The sequence below is a fragment of the Mesorhizobium sp. Root695 genome (assembly GCF_001428185.1).
GTDB lineage: Bacteria > Pseudomonadota > Alphaproteobacteria > Rhizobiales > Rhizobiaceae > Mesorhizobium.
In genome coordinates this window covers 45,596-61,466 of sequence record NZ_LMHO01000034.1, presented here as the reverse complement: position 1 = coordinate 61,466, position 15,871 = coordinate 45,596, and the positions used below count along the sequence as shown (strand labels likewise).

Annotated in this window: 12 protein-coding genes; 10 read left to right on the top strand and 2 right to left on the bottom strand. The window is 63.8% G+C overall.

Features of this window, described 5'->3' with window-relative positions:
• Nucleotides 1-107 precede the first annotated feature (107 nt).
• Nucleotides 108-2,807 (top strand): DNA translocase FtsK, encoded by a 2,700-nt coding sequence (locus ASD99_RS23755; RefSeq protein WP_057145112.1) that lies wholly within the window; start codon nt 108-110, stop codon nt 2,805-2,807.
• 88 nt (nt 2,808-2,895) lie between these two features.
• Here ASD99_RS23755 and fsa read toward each other — a convergent pair whose 3' ends face one another.
• Nucleotides 2,896-3,552, bottom strand: coding sequence for a fructose-6-phosphate aldolase (gene fsa / locus ASD99_RS23750; protein ID WP_057145111.1), 657 nt, complete (start codon nt 3,550-3,552; stop codon nt 2,896-2,898).
• A gap of 90 nt (nt 3,553-3,642) precedes the next feature.
• Here fsa and ASD99_RS23745 point away from each other — a divergent pair, with 90 nt between their 5' ends.
• From ASD99_RS23745 to ASD99_RS23710, 8 genes are all read left to right on the top strand, one after another.
• On the top strand, nt 3,643-5,826 hold the full coding sequence (locus ASD99_RS23745; protein WP_057145110.1) for a primosomal protein N': 2,184 nt from the start codon (nt 3,643-3,645) through the stop codon (nt 5,824-5,826).
• Nucleotides 5,827-5,880: 54 nt separating this feature from the next.
• Entirely contained in the window at nt 5,881-6,576 is a 696-nt protein-coding gene (locus tag ASD99_RS23740; RefSeq protein ID WP_057145236.1) for an aspartate/glutamate racemase family protein, read from the top strand.
• A gap of 180 nt (nt 6,577-6,756) precedes the next feature.
• Nucleotides 6,757-7,152 carry a DUF4345 family protein gene (locus ASD99_RS23735; protein ID WP_057145109.1) on the top strand — a complete coding sequence of 132 codons (396 nt, stop codon included), beginning with the start codon at nt 6,757-6,759 and terminating at the stop codon, nt 7,150-7,152.
• Nucleotides 7,153-7,398: 246 nt separating this feature from the next.
• On the top strand, nt 7,399-7,959 hold the full coding sequence (locus tag ASD99_RS23730) for a F0F1 ATP synthase subunit delta (protein WP_057145108.1): 561 nt from the start codon (nt 7,399-7,401) through the stop codon (nt 7,957-7,959).
• Nucleotides 7,959-9,488 carry a F0F1 ATP synthase subunit alpha gene (gene atpA / locus ASD99_RS23725; protein ID WP_056586148.1) on the top strand — a complete coding sequence of 510 codons (1,530 nt, stop codon included), beginning with the start codon at nt 7,959-7,961 and terminating at the stop codon, nt 9,486-9,488. Before ASD99_RS23730 ends, atpA begins: the two co-directional genes overlap by 1 nt.
• Nucleotides 9,489-9,519: 31 nt before the next feature.
• Complete coding sequence (locus tag ASD99_RS23720; protein WP_056586151.1) at nt 9,520-10,404, top strand: F0F1 ATP synthase subunit gamma; 885 nt, start codon at nt 9,520-9,522, stop codon at nt 10,402-10,404.
• Between the two features lie 70 nt (nt 10,405-10,474).
• On the top strand, nt 10,475-12,070 hold the full coding sequence (gene atpD, locus ASD99_RS23715; RefSeq protein WP_056586154.1) for a F0F1 ATP synthase subunit beta: 1,596 nt from the start codon (nt 10,475-10,477) through the stop codon (nt 12,068-12,070).
• 244 nt (nt 12,071-12,314) lie between these two features.
• Nucleotides 12,315-12,722, top strand: a complete 408-nt coding sequence (locus ASD99_RS23710; protein ID WP_056586157.1) for a F0F1 ATP synthase subunit epsilon — start codon at nt 12,315-12,317, stop codon at nt 12,720-12,722.
• A 53-nt stretch (nt 12,723-12,775) separates the two neighbouring features.
• Here ASD99_RS23710 and ASD99_RS23705 read toward each other — a convergent pair whose 3' ends face one another.
• Nucleotides 12,776-14,296 (bottom strand): mannitol dehydrogenase family protein, encoded by a 1,521-nt coding sequence (locus tag ASD99_RS23705; RefSeq protein ID WP_057145107.1) that lies wholly within the window; start codon nt 14,294-14,296, stop codon nt 12,776-12,778.
• A 96-nt stretch (nt 14,297-14,392) separates the two neighbouring features.
• Here ASD99_RS23705 and uxaC point away from each other — a divergent pair, with 96 nt between their 5' ends.
• Nucleotides 14,393-15,853 (top strand): glucuronate isomerase, encoded by a 1,461-nt coding sequence (uxaC, locus tag ASD99_RS23700; protein ID WP_057145106.1) that lies wholly within the window; start codon nt 14,393-14,395, stop codon nt 15,851-15,853.
• The last annotated feature ends 18 nt before the right edge of the window (nt 15,854-15,871 follow it).

The window sequence follows — 15,871 nt, the reverse complement described above, 5'->3', positions numbered from 1 at the left end:
GTCACGCCGATTTTGCTGCCCAATGATCGTCGGCGATCCATCCGGGAAGCAACTGTTAACCACTCGCTCCCTATTGCTCGGCAGACATTGCAGAGTGAGTCTTGAGAATGGAAGCCAGGCGTTTTTCCCGGGTCAATTTGTTGAAGGCAGCATCGCCCGATGATCCCGAGGGGAAGCGTTTCGACGGCATCAACGACAAGGGCGGTCAGCGAATTTCTTCGACCCCGACAGGCACTCTTGATCGCCCGGCGCACAAGAGACTGGATGGCCGGCAGCCCGGGACGCACCAGGCCGGCTATTCCGCGCCGGTTGTCGATCTCGGCGGCAACAAGCGACCCTATATGGAGCCGAGGGGTAGCTCGGCGGCGAGCAACGCGCCTTCGAAAATCGGCGATATTGAAAGTCCTGCCTGGCAAGAATATTTCTTCCTCGCGCCCAACGTGCGGTTTACCCGCACACCAGACTATGAGGCCAAGAAGAATCGTCCGCAGCACGAGCGTATTGTCGAGCAAGGCGGTGCAGACGCGCTCCCAACGCAGCGACTAGCCGCGCAACCCATGGTCGATCAGGCATCCTCCGTACCCTCGCTCCTGGCATTGCCGGCGTCGGTGAAAAGCCCTGCCTCCCAGCCGCTGGCCGGCCGCGGAGTCCCAACACAAAGGCCGTCACCGCCCGCTGCGGCTTTCGTTCCCCCGGGGCGCGCCAGAGAGAAGGCGCCAGTCGTTGCGCCAATGACGATCGCAACGGGACGAGCGTCCACGCGCGCGGTTGCCGCTCCGGGCGCCCCGACCAAACCAGGCACTCCCGAAAAGCTGCGCTGGCCCTATCTTTCTGATCACGCCTTCTTCGAGGCCATGGCGCCCTATCTGGTCGATGTTTCGTCCCAGGCCCGTCAGACCAGCCCAGCCTCACCTGCACCGGTCGCGGCAGTGCCTGTCGCCGTTGCGCGGGCCGACATCCGCTCGCCAATAGTGACCGATGCCACCTCACTGTTTCGTGTCATCGAGTGCCTTCCGGGCCAGGCCTCGAAACCGTTGCCAGACGTTTTGCCGGCTAATTCGAACGAGGCTCTCGCTCAGCCTGAAGTACCAGCGAGCAACGCGTCACCGCAGGCCCAGCCCGCTGCAATACCCGCTGCGGCGCGCGATGCCGCTCCCGCCCTGGCAAATGTAGACGCCACCGTCAGGGTTGCGGCCGCGCGACCTTCTTCACGCCTGCCTCGGACCGGCAAAACTGTGCCATCAACGTCGGGCGATCCCTACGAGCTTCCCCCGGAAGACCTGTTGCAGCAGCCACCGGAGGGACAAGGCTTCTACATGTCGCAGGAGCGGCTCGAGCAGAACGCCGATCTGTTGGAAAGCGTGCTCGAGGATTTCGGTGTGCGCGGCGAGATCATTCATGTTCGCCCCGGCCCGGTCGTCACGCTCTATGAATTCGAGCCGGCGCCGGGCGTCAAATCCTCCCGTGTCATCGGGCTTGCCGATGATATCGCCCGCTCCATGTCTGCGATTTCGGCGCGCGTCGCCGTCGTGCCTGGCCGCAATGTCATCGGTATCGAGCTTCCGAACGAGACGCGCGAAACCGTCTATTTCCGGGAGCTGATCGAATCGGAGGGCTTCCGCAAGACCAACTGCAAGCTGGCGCTTTGTCTCGGCAAGACGATCGGGGGCGAGCCTGTCATCGCCGAGCTGGCAAAGATGCCTCATTTGCTCGTCGCCGGAACCACCGGCTCCGGCAAGTCGGTTGCCATCAACACCATGATCCTGTCGTTGCTCTACCGGCTGAAGCCGGAAGAATGCCGGCTGATCATGGTCGATCCCAAGATGCTTGAACTCTCGGTCTATGACGGCATCCCGCATCTTCTGACGCCCGTCGTCACGGACCCCAAGAAAGCCGTCACCGCGCTCAAATGGGCGGTGCGCGAAATGGAGGACCGTTATCGCAAGATGGCGCGGCTCGGTGTGCGCAACATAGATGGCTACAACGAGCGCGCCGCCGCTGCCCGCGACAAGGGCGAAACCGTCGTCATGACCGTACAGACCGGCTTTGAAAAGGGCACCGGAGAGCCGCTTTTCGAACAGCAGGAAATCGACCTTGCGCCGATGCCCTACATCGTCGTCATCGTCGACGAGATGGCCGACCTGATGATGGTTGCCGGCAAGGAGATCGAAGGCGCGATCCAGCGTCTGGCGCAGATGGCGCGCGCTGCCGGCATTCACCTGATCATGGCAACGCAGCGCCCCTCGGTCGATGTCATCACGGGCACGATCAAGGCCAATTTCCCGACCCGGATTTCCTTCCAGGTGACATCTAAGATCGACAGCCGCACCATCCTGGGCGAGCAGGGCGCCGAACAACTGCTTGGCCAGGGCGACATGTTGCACATGATGGGTGGCGGGCGCATTTCCCGCGTGCATGGTCCCTTTGTTTCCGACGCGGAGGTCGAGCATGTCGTCGCGCATCTGAAGGCGCAGGGCCGCCCCGAATATCTGGAAACCATTACGGCCGACGAGGATGAGGAAGAAATCGAAGACGACCAGGGCGCGGTCTTCGACAAAGGATCCGTTGCAGCCGAAGACAGCGATGCCATCTACGATGAGGCGGTCAAGGTGGTGGTGCGCGACAAGAAGTGTTCGACGTCCTACATCCAGCGCCGCCTCGGCATCGGCTACAACCGCGCCGCATCCCTCGTCGAGCGCATGGAAAAGGAAGGATTGGTCGGCGCCCCCAACCATGTCGGCAAACGCGAAATCATCATGGGCCGGCGTCAGCAGGCGACCGCGCCTGACGAAGACAGCGCGGATTGACCGGTAGGCCCCTTGGCGGGGTGGCTTCGTCTAAAGCGCATTAAAAAAGGCCGGTTGCCCGGCCTTTTTGGTTGAAAGTGGCGCGGCTTCAGCCGATCTTCTGGCCGGTCTTGGCCCAGTCGGCGAGGAACTGTTCCAGGCCCTTGTCGGTCAGCGGGTGCTTGACCAATGCCTTCAGGGTCGCCGGCGGCGCGGTCACGACATCGGCGCCGATGAGCGCTGCCTGCTTGACGTGGTTCACGGTGCGAACCGAAGCGACCAGGATTTCGGTCTGGAAATCGTAATTGTCGTAGATCTGCCGAATCTCCTGGATCAGCTCCATGCCGTCCGAGCCAGTGTCGTCGACGCGGCCGACGAAGGGCGAGATGAACGAGGCGCCGGCCTTGGCCGCCAGCAGCGCCTGATTGGCCGAAAAGCACAGCGTGACGTTGACCATACGGTTCATCTGCGTGCGGATCGTCTTGCAGGCCTTCAGTCCGTCGAGCGTCAGCGGCACCTTGATGCAGACATTGGGCGCGATCTTGGCCAGCACCTCGGCCTCCGCCATCATGTCCTTGAATTCGGTCGCCACGACCTCCGCCGAGACCGGACCTTCGACGATATCGCAGATCTGCTTGGTGACGTCGGCGATCTTGCCGCCCGATTTGAGGATCAGCGACGGATTGGTGGTAACGCCGTCGAGCAGTCCCAGATCGTTCAGTTCACGGATATCCTTGATGTCGGCGGTGTCGACAAAAAATTTCATGGCGGGTCTCCTGAAGATTCTTATGTGCATGCGATGCACATTCGGGGTCGGACTTTGATCTAGACCAAAGTCAGGGCAAGGTCACGCCTCATGATCGAAGATTCGCCCTTTGTCGCAGCCGCACCGGTGCTGGTGCCGATGCCCGCCGAACGCCCCTACACCTATGCCGTGCCGGCCGGCATGCGCGTGGTGCCGGGCTCGATCGTGCGCGTGCCGCTCGGTCCGCGCCAGGTCGCCGGCATCGTCTGGGACGGCGCGGTCGAGAAGGTCGACGCGAAGAAGCTGCGCCCCATCGAACAGGTCTTCGACTGCCCGCCGATCGACCGCGCCATGCGCCGTTTCGTCGACTGGGTGGCGCAATACACGCTGTCGCCGCCGGGCATGGTGGCGCGCATGCTGCTTCGGGCGCCGGAAGCATTCGACCCCGAACCGTGGATCGAGGGGCTGCAGCGCACGCTTCTCGCACCCGACCGGATGACGGGCGCCAGGGAACGCGTGCTGGAGACGGCCGAGGGCGGGCTTGCCTGGACGCGATCCGGCCTCGCCCACGCCGCAGGCGTGTCGTCGACGGTGATCGACGGCCTGAGGGCGCAAGGCGTGTTCGAGACGGTGATGATCCCGCCGCGACCGGTGGTGGCCGCGCCCGATTCCAGCTACGCCATACCGGAGCTGATGCCGGACCAGAGCGACGCCGCTCTGATGCTGCGCGCCAATGTCGCAGCCGGCGTGTTCAATGTCGCGCTGCTCGACGGCGTCACCGGTTCGGGCAAGACGGAGGTCTATTTCGAGGCGGTGGCGGCCGCGCTCGACCAGGGCAAGCAGGTGCTGATCCTGCTGCCGGAGATCGCGCTGACGCATGCCTTTCTCGAGCGCTTCCAGCAGCGCTTCGGCGCCAAGCCCGGCGAATGGCATTCCGACCTGCCACCGCGGATGCGCGAAAAAGTCTGGCGGCAAGTGGCGGAGGGCGGCGTGCGCGTCGTCGCCGGCGCGCGCTCGGCGCTGTTCCTGCCGTTCAAGGAGCTCGGCCTGATCGTCGTCGACGAGGAGCACGACCCTGCCTACAAGCAGGAGGATCGCGTCTTCTACAATGCGCGCGACATGGCCGTGGTGCGCGGCCATATCGGCAGCTTTCCGGTGGTGCTGGCGTCGGCGACGCCGTCGGTCGAAAGCCGGGTCAACGCCAGCCAGGGTCGCTACAACAGGGCCGTTCTTTCCGCCCGCTTCGCCGAGGCTGCTCTTCCCCATCTGAAGGCGGTCGACATGCGACGCGCACCGCCAGCGCGCGGCGGCTTCCTGTCGCCGGTGCTGCTCGACCAGATGCGCCAGACGCTGGAGAGGAAGGAGCAGTCGCTGCTGTTTCTCAACCGGCGCGGCTATGCGCCGTTGACGCTGTGCCGGGTCTGCGGCCACCGCTTCGGCTGCCCGGTCTGCTCGGCCTGGCTGGTCGAGCACCGTTTTCGCGGCCAACTGGTCTGCCATCATTGCGGGCACAACGAGCGCCGTCCCGAAGCCTGCCCGGAATGTGGCACGCTGGATCATCTGGTCGCCTGCGGACCTGGCGTCGAGCGCATCGCCGAAGAGGTCGTCACGCATTTCCCGGACGCGCGCACCATTGTGCTGTCGTCCGACTTGATGGGCGGCGTGCGGCGGCTGCGGCTGGAACTGGAGGCGATCGCCGATGGCGAGGCCGACATCGTCATCGGCACGCAGCTCGTCGCCAAGGGCCACAACTTTCCCAACATGACCCTGGTCGGCGTCGTCGATGCCGATCTCGGCCTTGCCAATGGCGATCCGCGCGCCGCCGAGCGCACCTTCCAGCTGCTTAGCCAGGTCACCGGCCGCGCCGGCCGCACCGGCAAGAAGAGCCTTGGCCTGCTGCAGACCTTCCAGCCCGACCATCCGGTGATGCGGGCGATCGTCTCCGGCGACGCCGAGGCTTTTTACGAGCGCGAGATCGCCGAGCGCGAACGGGCTGCCCTGCCGCCTTTCGGCCGGCTCGCCGGTGTCATCGTCAGCGCGGTGACGCGGGCGGAAGCCGAGGGCCATGCACGCGGCCTGCGCCGCGCCGCGCCAGAGGCCAGCGATCTGTTCGTGCTGGGGCCGGCCGAGGCGCCACTGTCACTGCTCGGCGGCCGTCATCGTTTCCGCCTGCTGATCCAGGGCGAACGGCGCGCCGACATGCAAGGGTTTATCAGGGCCATGCTGGCCAACGGACCGAAGCAGCGCGGCTCGGTCAGGGTGCAGGTCGATATCGACCCGCAGAGCTTTTTGTAAGGTTGCGCTTTCAGCGATAGGCTGCCCGCAAGCCAGCGAGGAATGGAAGATCATATGAAAACCCTTGGCCTTCTGGGCGGCATGAGCTGGGAATCGACGGCCATCTACTACCGCCTGCTCAACGAGATCGTGCGCGAGCGGCTGGGCGACCTGCATTCGGCCAGGCTTCTGCTGTGGTCCTTCGACTTCGCCGAGATCGCCGAGCGGCAGCATCATGGCGACTGGGACGGCGCCGGCGTGCTTCTCGTCGAAGCGGCGCGCAAGCTCGAGGCCGGCGGCGCGGAAGGTCTGCTTTTGTGCACCAACACCATGCACAAACTGGCCGACCAGGTGCAGGCGTCGGTTTCGATTCCGCTGATCCACATCGCCGACGCCACCGCGGTGGCGGTCAAGCGCGCCGGCATGCGGCGCCCGGCGCTGCTGGCGACGCGCTTCACCATGGAGCAGGATTTCTACAAGGGTCGGCTCGCCGAGAAATATGGCTTGAGCCCCGTCGTGCCCGATGCCGCCGGGCGCGACATGGTCCATCGCGTCATCTACGAGGAATTGTGCCAAGGCATCGTCACCGAAATCTCGAAGGCGGCCTATATCGCCGAGACGGAGCGCCTGCGCCGCGAAGAGGCCGCCGACAGCGTCATCATGGGCTGCACCGAGATCACCATGCTCATCGGCCAGCCGGATTTCGACATTCCGGTCTTCGACACGACGCGCATCCATGCCGAGGCGGCAGTGGAATTCACGCTCGGTTGATGCGCTTCCAGCCCTTTGTTCTGACGCAATTCCCAAGGGAAAGCGCTATGCGCTTTTCCCGGGAAAGCCGCTTCCCACTTTTCCTGGTATTGCTTTGAAAGTGCCGGGAGTCATCTGGCGCGGCGTTTTTCCTCCGCTAGAATGCCCGGAATTTCAAAGCAGGCATTTCGAGGGGACAGTATGGATTTTGCGCTTCCGTGGCCGACGAGCCAGGGCGAATGGCTGGCGTGGTCGAGCGCCCTATGGACCGTGCTGCTCGGGCTTTTGTTCTTTCTGGCACCTAGCCTCGCCTTCCGTGCCCTGCGCTTGCAAGTCAAGCCCGAGAAGGCTGCGGCGATCGCCGAGGGACGCGGCCGGATGTCGGGCTTCTATCTCGGCGTCGGCCTGTGCTGCATCCTCTTGGCGCAGCCGCTAATCTACATGGCGCTCGGATTCTCCTGGCTGTTCACCGCCTTCGGCCGGCTGCTGTCGATGATGTCGGATGGTGCCAACACGCCTTTCAATTGGGCTTCCATCGTGGTGGAATTGGTGCTGGCGGCATTGCCGCTCGCCTTCGCCTTCGGCTTTCTGCCTTGAATCGTTGGGTATTCCGCGATGGAAGACGGGTGACTTTCGCCGGATGCGACAATAGTGCCTGAAAACCATGCGGGACGACGCATTGCGGTCTTAAAATGCCTGTGCTAGACGGCAATCGACTTTCGGCCGGGGATAGCGGAAGCCGCGCCTCCGTGCTCGAAAAAATGCAGTAAGGTCAAAGATTTAGCCAGAGTTTTTGCTCGCGCCAACAATCTGCGGCCTGTCAGACAAGAGAAAAGACGGTCCGTGGCTCAATCGTCATCGCCAATCTCAGGTGTCGCAGAACGCTATGCGGGTTCGCTGTTCGAACTCGCCCTGCAGGCAAATTCCGTGGCCAAGGTCGAAGCCGACCTCAACAGTTTCGAAGCCATGCTCGCGGGCAGCGCTGATCTTACCCGGCTGATCAACAGTCCGGTGTTCTCCAGCGAGGACCAGGCGAAGGCCATCGCGGCGATCGCCGAAAAGGCCGGGATCACCGGCCTCACCGGCAATTTCCTGCGCGTCGTCGCCCGCAACCGCCGGCTGTTCGCCATTCCCGGCATGATCAGGGCATTCCGCCAGATCGCCGCCGAACATCGTGGCGAAACCGCTGCTGAAGTGACGTCGGCGCATGAGCTGACCGCTGCCCAGCAGACCGAACTCAAGGCGGCGCTGAAGAGCGTTGCCGGCAAGGACGTGGCCATCTCCGTCACCGTCGATCCGTCGCTGCTCGGCGGGCTGGTGGTCAAGATGGGCTCGCGCCAGATCGATACGTCGCTCAAAACCAAACTCAATTCGCTCAAGCTTGCACTGAAAGAGGTCGGCTGATGGACATCCGCGCCGCGGAAATTTCCGCAATTCTGAAAGACCAGATCAAGAATTTCGGCAAGGAGGCCGAGGTCTCCGAAGTCGGACAGGTGCTGTCCGTCGGTGACGGTATCGCCCGCGTCTATGGCCTCGACAATGTCCAGGCCGGCGAGATGGTCGAATTCCCCGGCGGCATCCGCGGCATGGCGCTCAACCTCGAAGCCGACAATGTCGGCGTCGTCATCTTCGGCGCCGACCGCGACATCAAGGAAGGCGATATCGTCAAGCGCACCGGCGCCATCGTCGACGTCCCCGTTGGTCCGGGCCTGCTCGGCCGCGTCGTCGACGCGCTCGGCAATCCGATCGACGGCAAGGGTCCGATCAAGGCGACCGAACGCAAGCGCGTCGACGTCAAGGCACCCGGCATCATTCCGCGCAAGTCGGTGAACGAGCCGATGTCGACCGGCCTCAAGGCCATCGATGCGCTGATCCCGGTCGGCCGCGGCCAGCGCGAGCTGGTCATCGGCGATCGCCAGACCGGCAAGACCGCCATCATCCTCGACACGATGCTCAACCAGAAGTCGGTGCACGACAACGGCCCCGAGAAGGAAAAGCTCTACTGCGTCTACGTCGCCGTCGGCCAGAAGCGCTCGACCGTCGCGCAGTTCGTCAAGGTGCTGGAAGAGCGCGGCGCGCTCGAATATTCGATCATCGTCGCCGCCACCGCTTCCGATCCGGCACCGATGCAGTTCCTGGCGCCGTTCGCCGGCTGCACCATGGGTGAATATTTCCGCGACAACGGCATGCACGCGCTGATCAGCTATGACGATCTGTCGAAGCAGGCTGTCGCCTACCGCCAGATGTCGCTGCTGCTGCGCCGCCCGCCTGGCCGCGAAGCCTATCCGGGCGACGTCTTCTACCTGCACTCGCGCCTGCTCGAGCGCGCCGCCAAGCTCAACGACGATCTGGGCGGTGGTTCGTTGACCGCTCTGCCGATCATCGAGACGCAGGCCAACGACGTGTCGGCCTACATCCCGACCAACGTGATCTCGATCACCGACGGCCAGATCTTCCTCGAGACCAACCTGTTCTTCCAGGGCATCCGTCCCGCGGTGAACGTCGGCCTGTCAGTCAGCCGCGTCGGCTCGGCCGCGCAGATCAAGGCGATGAAGCAGGTTGCCGGCTCGATCAAGGGTGAGCTCGCGCAGTACCGCGAAATGGCGGCCTTCGCGCAGTTCGGTTCGGATCTCGATGCCGCCACGCAGCGCCTGCTCAACCGCGGATCGCGCCTGACCGAACTCCTGAAGCAGCCGCAGTTCTCGCCGCTGAAGACAGAAGAGCAGGTCGCGGTGATCTTCGCCGGCGTCAACGGCTACCTCGACAAGCTGCCGGTCAACCAGGTCGGCAAGTTCGAGCACGGCCTGCTCAGCCACATGCGTTCAGCCGGCAAGGACGTTCTCGAAGCCATCCGCAAGGAAAAGGCGCTGTCGGACGATCTGCGCGCCAAGCTGAAGGCCGAGATCGACGCTTTCGCCAAGACCTTCGCCTGAGCGAAGCGCAAGACGGGATCAGGTTTGAAGCATGCCTTCGTTAAAAGACCTTCGTAACCGTATCGCCTCGGTCAAGGCGACGCAGAAGATCACCAAGGCGATGCAGATGGTCGCTGCGGCGAAGCTGCGCCGTGCGCAAGAGGCTGCGGAAGCGGCGCGCCCCTATTCGGAGCGCATGGGTTCCGTGCTGGCCAACATCACCCAGGCAATCGGCGGCGGCGGCGATGCCCCGGCGCTGATGACCGGCACCGGCAAGGATGACGTGCATCTGCTCGTCGTCTGCACCGCCGAGCGCGGCCTGTGCGGCGGCTTCAACTCGCAGATCGCCCGCCTTGCCCGCGACCACATCCGCAGGCTGCTGGCCGACGGCAAGCAGGTCAAGATCATCTGCGTCGGCAAGAAGGGTTTCGACATCCTGCGCCGCGACTATGCAGCGATGATCATCGACCGCGTCGATCTGCGCGAGGTCAAGACACTCGGCTTCGTCAATGCCGATGCGATCGCCAAGAAGGTCATCCACCTTTTCAACGAGGGCGGCTTCGACATCTGCACGCTGTTCTATTCGCAGTTCAAGTCGGTGATCAGCCAGATCCCGACCGCGCAGCAGATCATCCCGGCCGGCCTGGCTTCGGCTCCTGCCGAGGCGATCGAAGGCGGCAACGCCGTCTATGAATACGAACCGGAGCCGGGAGAAATCCTCTCCGATCTCATTCCGCGCAACATCTCCGTGCAGGTTTTCCGGGCGCTGCTCGAAAACGCGGCCGGCGAAATGGGCGCCAAGATGAGCGCCATGGACAATGCAACGCGCAACGCCGGCGAGATGATCAACAAGCTGTCGATCACCTACAACCGCCAGCGGCAGGCGCAGATCACCAAGGAACTTATCGAAATCATTTCGGGCGCCGAGGCGCTCTAGGCGCGGTTCGCGGGTTGTCGACCCGCGACCGGACCGCGTGAGAAACAAAGGACGAAAAAGGGTAAAGACGATGGCGAAAGCAGCGACCCCCCAGAAGGCAGCCCCCAAGGCCTCAGCCGCGAAGACCGCAACCCCCGTGAAAGCGGCGGCAAAGGCTCCAGCAGCAGCCGCGAAGGCGGCCCCGGCCAAGGCGGCAGCACCGGCGAAGGCCGCAGCTGCCAAGACATCGGCCGTGGCCAGCAAGGCAACCGGCGTTGTCGGCAAGGTTCGCCAGGTCATCGGCGCAGTCGTCGACGTGCAGTTCGGCGATCACCTGCCGGCGATCCTGAACGCGCTCGAGACGACCAATGTCGGCAACCGCCTGGTGCTCGAAGTTGCCCAGCATCTGGGTGAAAACACCGTGCGCTGCATCGCCATGGACTCGACCGAAGGTCTGGTTCGCGGCCAGGAAGTGCGGGACACCGGCGCGCCGATCACCGTGCCGGTCGGCCCGGGCATGCTCGGCCGCATCATCAACGTCATCGGCGAGCCGGTCGACGAAGAGGGCCCGGTCGACGCCACCGAAATGCGCTCCATCCACCAGCCGGCTCCGACCTATGTCGAGCAGTCGACGGAAGCACAGATCCTGATCACCGGCATCAAGGTGCTCGACCTTCTGGCTCCCTATGCCAAGGGTGGCAAGATCGGCCTGTTCGGCGGCGCCGGCGTTGGCAAGACCGTGCTGATCCAGGAACTGATCAACAACATCGCCAAGGCGCATGGCGGCTATTCGGTGTTCGCCGGCGTCGGCGAGCGCACCCGCGAAGGCAACGATCTCTATCACGAGTTCATCGAATCCGGCGTCAACAAGAAGGGCGGCGGCGAAGGCTCCAAGGCGGCACTCGTCTACGGCCAGATGAACGAGCCGCCGGGCGCGCGCGCCCGCGTCGGTCTGACCGGCCTGACGGTTGCCGAATATTTCCGCGACCAGGGCCAGGACGTGCTGTTCTTCGTCGACAACATCTTCCGCTTCACGCAGGCGGGTTCGGAAGTGTCGGCTCTGCTCGGCCGTATCCCGTCGGCCGTGGGCTATCAGCCGACGCTCGCCACCGACATGGGCGCGCTGCAGGAACGTATCACCACAACCACCAAGGGCTCGATCACGTCCGTGCAGGCCATCTACGTGCCCGCCGACGACTTGACCGATCCGGCGCCGGCGACCTCGTTCGCCCACCTTGACGCGACGACGACGCTCAACCGTGCCATTGCCGAAAAGGGCATTTACCCGGCCGTCGATCCGCTGGATTCGACCTCGCGCATGCTCGACCCGCTGGTCGTCGGCGACGAGCACTATGGCGTCGCGCGCCAGGTGCAGTCGATCCTCCAGCGCTACAAGTCGCTGCAGGACATCATCGCCATCCTGGGCATGGACGAGCTGTCGGAAGAGGACAAGCAGACCGTGGCCCGCGCCCGCAAGATCGAGCGCTTCCTGTCTCAGCCCTTCTTCGTCGCCGAAGTGTTCACCGGCGCGCCGGGCAAGCTGGTCGACCTCGCCGACACCATCAAGGGCTTCAAGGGCCTCTGCAACGGCGACTATGATCACCTTCCGGAAGCTGCCTTCTACATGGTCGGCGGCATCGACGAAGCGGTCGAGAAGGCACAGCGCCTGGCGGCCGAAGCGGCCTGATGAAAGATAGCGGACCCGAATACGCTCAAGGCGATCGGGTCCGGTTACTTCAGCTGAGCGATGAGTTCCTTTCGGATTTTCCAGAGGAAGACGTCGCAGAGCTGAACACTCTCATCGGTCGAGAGTGGACTGTGGAGGAATGGCACGAAAAACTCGGCCAGTTGGAGATTTCCAACTCTCTGAGCCAATCGGAAACCATACATTTTGTGTGGGTGCCGCCCGAGTGGGTTGAACGGATACGATCATGGCTGAAGCTTTCAAATTCGAACTGGTTTCTCCGGAGCGCCTGCTGGTTTCCGAGCAGGTCGAATCGGTCGTCATTCCAGGCGCCGAGGGCGAGATGACGGTGATGGCGCATCACGCCCCGGTCATGACCACGATCAAGCCGGGCGTCGTCACGGTGAAGACGGCTTCGGGCGGGGAAGAGCGCTACGTGGTGTTCGGCGGCTTTGCCGACATCGTTCCAGCCGGTTGCACGCTGCTGGCGGAATCGGCTGTTGCGGTGAAGGATGTCGACCGCGCGGATCTCGCGCGCCGCATCAAGGAAGCTAGGGAAGACGCCGTAGACGCCAAGGACGACCAGGCGCGCAGCAAGGCGGAACAGTTCCTTAGCCAGCTCACCACGCTGGAAGGCGCCATCCTGCCGGCTTAAGGTTCGCTTCCGATGATTTGATGAAAAAGCGGGGCCTTGCCTCGCTTTTTTGTTTAGATACGCAAGGTCGCGAAGGCAGCTGCCGGCCTACCACGGCGCAGCTGTTCGAGGTGGGCGGTCGTTAGGTCCATCAACTTTCCGCGCCCCGGCTCTCCCTTGGCGAAGCCAGCCAGATCAAAAACCGACTCTACTGTCTCTCCCGTTGGCAGGCCTCGGCCAAAAAGTGCCGCCAATGGTACATCGAGCGGATCGGCGAAATGACTTTCCGGCAAGGTCTTGCCGCGTGCCTCGCAGGCCGCGATCCAGGCGGCGATCACCAGCGTCAGGTGCTCGGGCCGGGTCCCGGCTTCGAGGCACTCCAAGGCGGAGGCTACAATGCGCTGTGGCAGTTTCTGACTGCCGTCATTGGCGATCTGTGCCGTGCGGTGGGCAAGCGCGGTATTCGAAAACCGCTCGGCCAGTTCAGCCGTATAGCTTGCCGTGTCGAGCCCGGCATTCCTGGGCAGTGTCGGGATGGCCTCGGCCCAGAGCGCATCGACAAAGGCTCGTATCGCCGGATCGGCGAAGGCGCGGTCGACGGTGACGTGACCGCCGAGCAGGCCGAGATAGGCGATGGCCGAATGCGCGCCGTTGAGCAGGCGCAGCTTCATGTCCTCGAAGGGGCGGACATCGCTGACCATGGTGACGCCGAATTGTTCCCAGGCTGGCCTGCCTTGTGGAAAATTGTCTTCGATCACCCACTGGCAGAACGGTTCGGTCATGACCGGCCAGGCGTCCTCGACGCCGAGTTCTTCTGCGATCCGCGCCCGGTCGGTGTCGGTGGTTGCCGGCACGATGCGGTCGACCATGCTTGAGGGAAACGCGACCTGATGGGCTATGTGGCCGGCGATTCCAGCGTCGCTCTTCACGTCAAGCCTGGCGTCGCGCAATTCGGCGAATTCGGTCAGCAGGCGGTGCAGCGTGGCGCCGTTGGCCGACAGGTTGTCGCAGCACAGCACGGTGAAGGGTGGCACGCCGGCGGCGCGTCGCCGGGCAAGCGACTCAGTCAGGAAACCATGCGCCGTCTTAGGCAATTCGGGGTTTGCCAGATCGTGGACGATGTCGGGATGGGCGACGTCCAGCCCGCCGCCCGCCGCCCTCAAATAGGCCTTCTCGGTGATGGTCAGCGTCACGATGCGGGAGCGAGGGTCGGTCAGCGCGGCCAGCACCGCGCTGGGGTCTTCCGGGGCCACCAGCATGGAGCCGATCGAGCCGATGACGCGAAGCTTCTCTTGGCCGCTGCTTCTGATCGCCAGCGTGTAGAGCCCATCCTGCGGCGTGAGCGCATCGCGCGTGTCGGCGCTGCGTAGCGAAACGCCTGTTATGCCCCAGCCGGTCTCTCCAGCCGCCAGGCAGTCGTCGACATAGGCGGCCTGATGGGCGCGATGGAACGCACCGACGCCGAGATGGACGATGCCCGGGACGACGCGGCTGCGATCATACGAAGGCGTTGCGATCGAAGCCGGCAATGCCCGCGCCGTTTTCCAGGAAAGGCGTTTGATCGTCGTGGTGGGGCTGGTCTGGACGGATGACATGAAATCGCCTCGGGGAGTGGTCGGCAAGCGGCGTAACATCCGATCTCATGCCACACAATGGCACGAAAAGTCATCATACAACAATCCAATTTTTGTATGTTGACATTATTTCTTGCCGACCCTACCGATAGCGGCCCTGGGAGGATCACCGTGGCACTGACCGATGCGGATTTGCTATTTCCCGCCGAGGCGCAGTCGCGCTCGATCGCCCGCGAACTCTATGCCGTGGTCAAGGATCTGCCTCTGGTCAGCCCGCATGGTCACACCGATCCGCGCTGGTATGCGCTGAACGAGCCCTTCCCGGATCCGGCGCAACTGCTCATCGTCCCGGACCACTACATCTTCCGCATGCTGTTCAGCCAAGGCGTCCGCCTCGAGGATCTCGGCGTGACGACGCTGGACGGCGCGCCTGTCGAGACCGACGGCAGGACGATCTGGCGGCGTTTTGCCGAACACTATTATCTGTTTCGGGGCACGCCGACCCGGCTGTGGTTCGATCATGTGCTCGCCGATCTGTTCGGCATCGACGAACCGCTGAACGCGGCGACCGCCGACCGCCATTACGACACCATCGCGACGCTGCTGCAGTGGGAGAATTTCCGTCCGCGTGCACTGTTCGAGCGCTTCAACATCGAGGTCATCGCGACGACGGAAGGCGCGCTCGACGATCTCCAATGGCACCAGATGATCCGCGACAGCGGCTGGCAGGGCCGCGTCGTCACCGCCTATCGGCCGGATGCCGTCGTCGATCCCGATTTCGAGGGTTTCTCGACCAATCTCGACCGGCTCGGCGAGATCACCGGCTGCGACACCGGCAACTGGGCCGGCTATCTCGATGCGCACCGCCGGCGGCGCGCCTTCTTCAAAAGCTTCGGCGCGACCTCGTCCGACCATGGCCATCCAACGGCCGAGACCGCCAATCTTTCGGATGCGGCGGCGCAAGAGCTGTTCAATCGTGTTCGCCGCGGTTCCGACGACGAGCGCGAACGAAAACTGTTTCGTGCCCAGATGCTGACCGAGATGGCCAAGATGAGCCTCGACGACGGGCTGGTGCTGCAGATCCATCCCGGCTCCTGGCGCAATCATTCGCCGGCTGTTTTCCAAAAGTTCGGCCGCGACAAGGGTTTCGATATCCCGACCCGGACGGACTATGTGACGGCGCTGAAGCCGCTGCTCGACTGTGTCGGGCTGGAGCGCGACCTCACGATTATTCTCTTCACGCTCGACGAAACCAGCTATGCGCGCGAGCTGGCGCCGCTGGCCGGCGTCTATCCGGCGCTGAAGCTCGGCCCGGCCTGGTGGTTCCACGACAGCCCGGAAGGCATGCGGCGCTTCCGCGAGATGACCACCGAGACGGCCGGCTTCTACAACACCGTCGGCTTCAACGACGATACCCGTGCCTTTCCATCGATCCCGGCGCGCCACGACGTTGCGCGGCGGGTCGACTGCGCGTTCCTCGCGCGTCTCGTTGCCGAACACAGGCTGCGCGAGGACGAGGCGCATGAGCTGGCGCGGGAGCTTGCCTACACGCTGGCGAAGAAGGCGTACCGGCTCTGAGCCGGGCGCTTTGGTTAT

Bases quoted from the DNA above. Each gene is read 5' to 3' on its own strand.
- ASD99_RS23740 (WP_057145236.1), top strand. From the start codon at position 5,881: ATGAAAACCCTTGGCCTTCTGGGCGGCATGAGCTGGGAATCGACGGCC.
- atpD (WP_056586154.1), top strand. From the start codon at position 10,475: ATGGCGAAAGCAGCGACCCCCCAGAAGGCAGCCCCCAAGGCCTCAGCC.
- ASD99_RS23710 (WP_056586157.1), top strand. From the start codon at position 12,315: ATGGCTGAAGCTTTCAAATTCGAACTGGTTTCTCCGGAGCGCCTGCTG.
- ASD99_RS23735 (WP_057145109.1), top strand. From the start codon at position 6,757: ATGGATTTTGCGCTTCCGTGGCCGACGAGCCAGGGCGAATGGCTGGCG.
- uxaC (WP_057145106.1), top strand. From the start codon at position 14,393: ATGTTGACATTATTTCTTGCCGACCCTACCGATAGCGGCCCTGGGAGG.
- ASD99_RS23705 (WP_057145107.1), bottom strand. From the start codon at position 14,296: ATGTCATCCGTCCAGACCAGCCCCACCACGACGATCAAACGCCTTTCC.
- ASD99_RS23720 (WP_056586151.1), top strand. From the start codon at position 9,520: ATGCCTTCGTTAAAAGACCTTCGTAACCGTATCGCCTCGGTCAAGGCG.
- ASD99_RS23745 (WP_057145110.1), top strand. From the start codon at position 3,643: ATGATCGAAGATTCGCCCTTTGTCGCAGCCGCACCGGTGCTGGTGCCG.
- fsa (WP_057145111.1), bottom strand. From the start codon at position 3,552: ATGAAATTTTTTGTCGACACCGCCGACATCAAGGATATCCGTGAACTG.
- ASD99_RS23755 (WP_057145112.1), top strand. From the start codon at position 108: ATGGAAGCCAGGCGTTTTTCCCGGGTCAATTTGTTGAAGGCAGCATCG.
- atpA (WP_056586148.1), top strand. From the start codon at position 7,959: ATGGACATCCGCGCCGCGGAAATTTCCGCAATTCTGAAAGACCAGATC.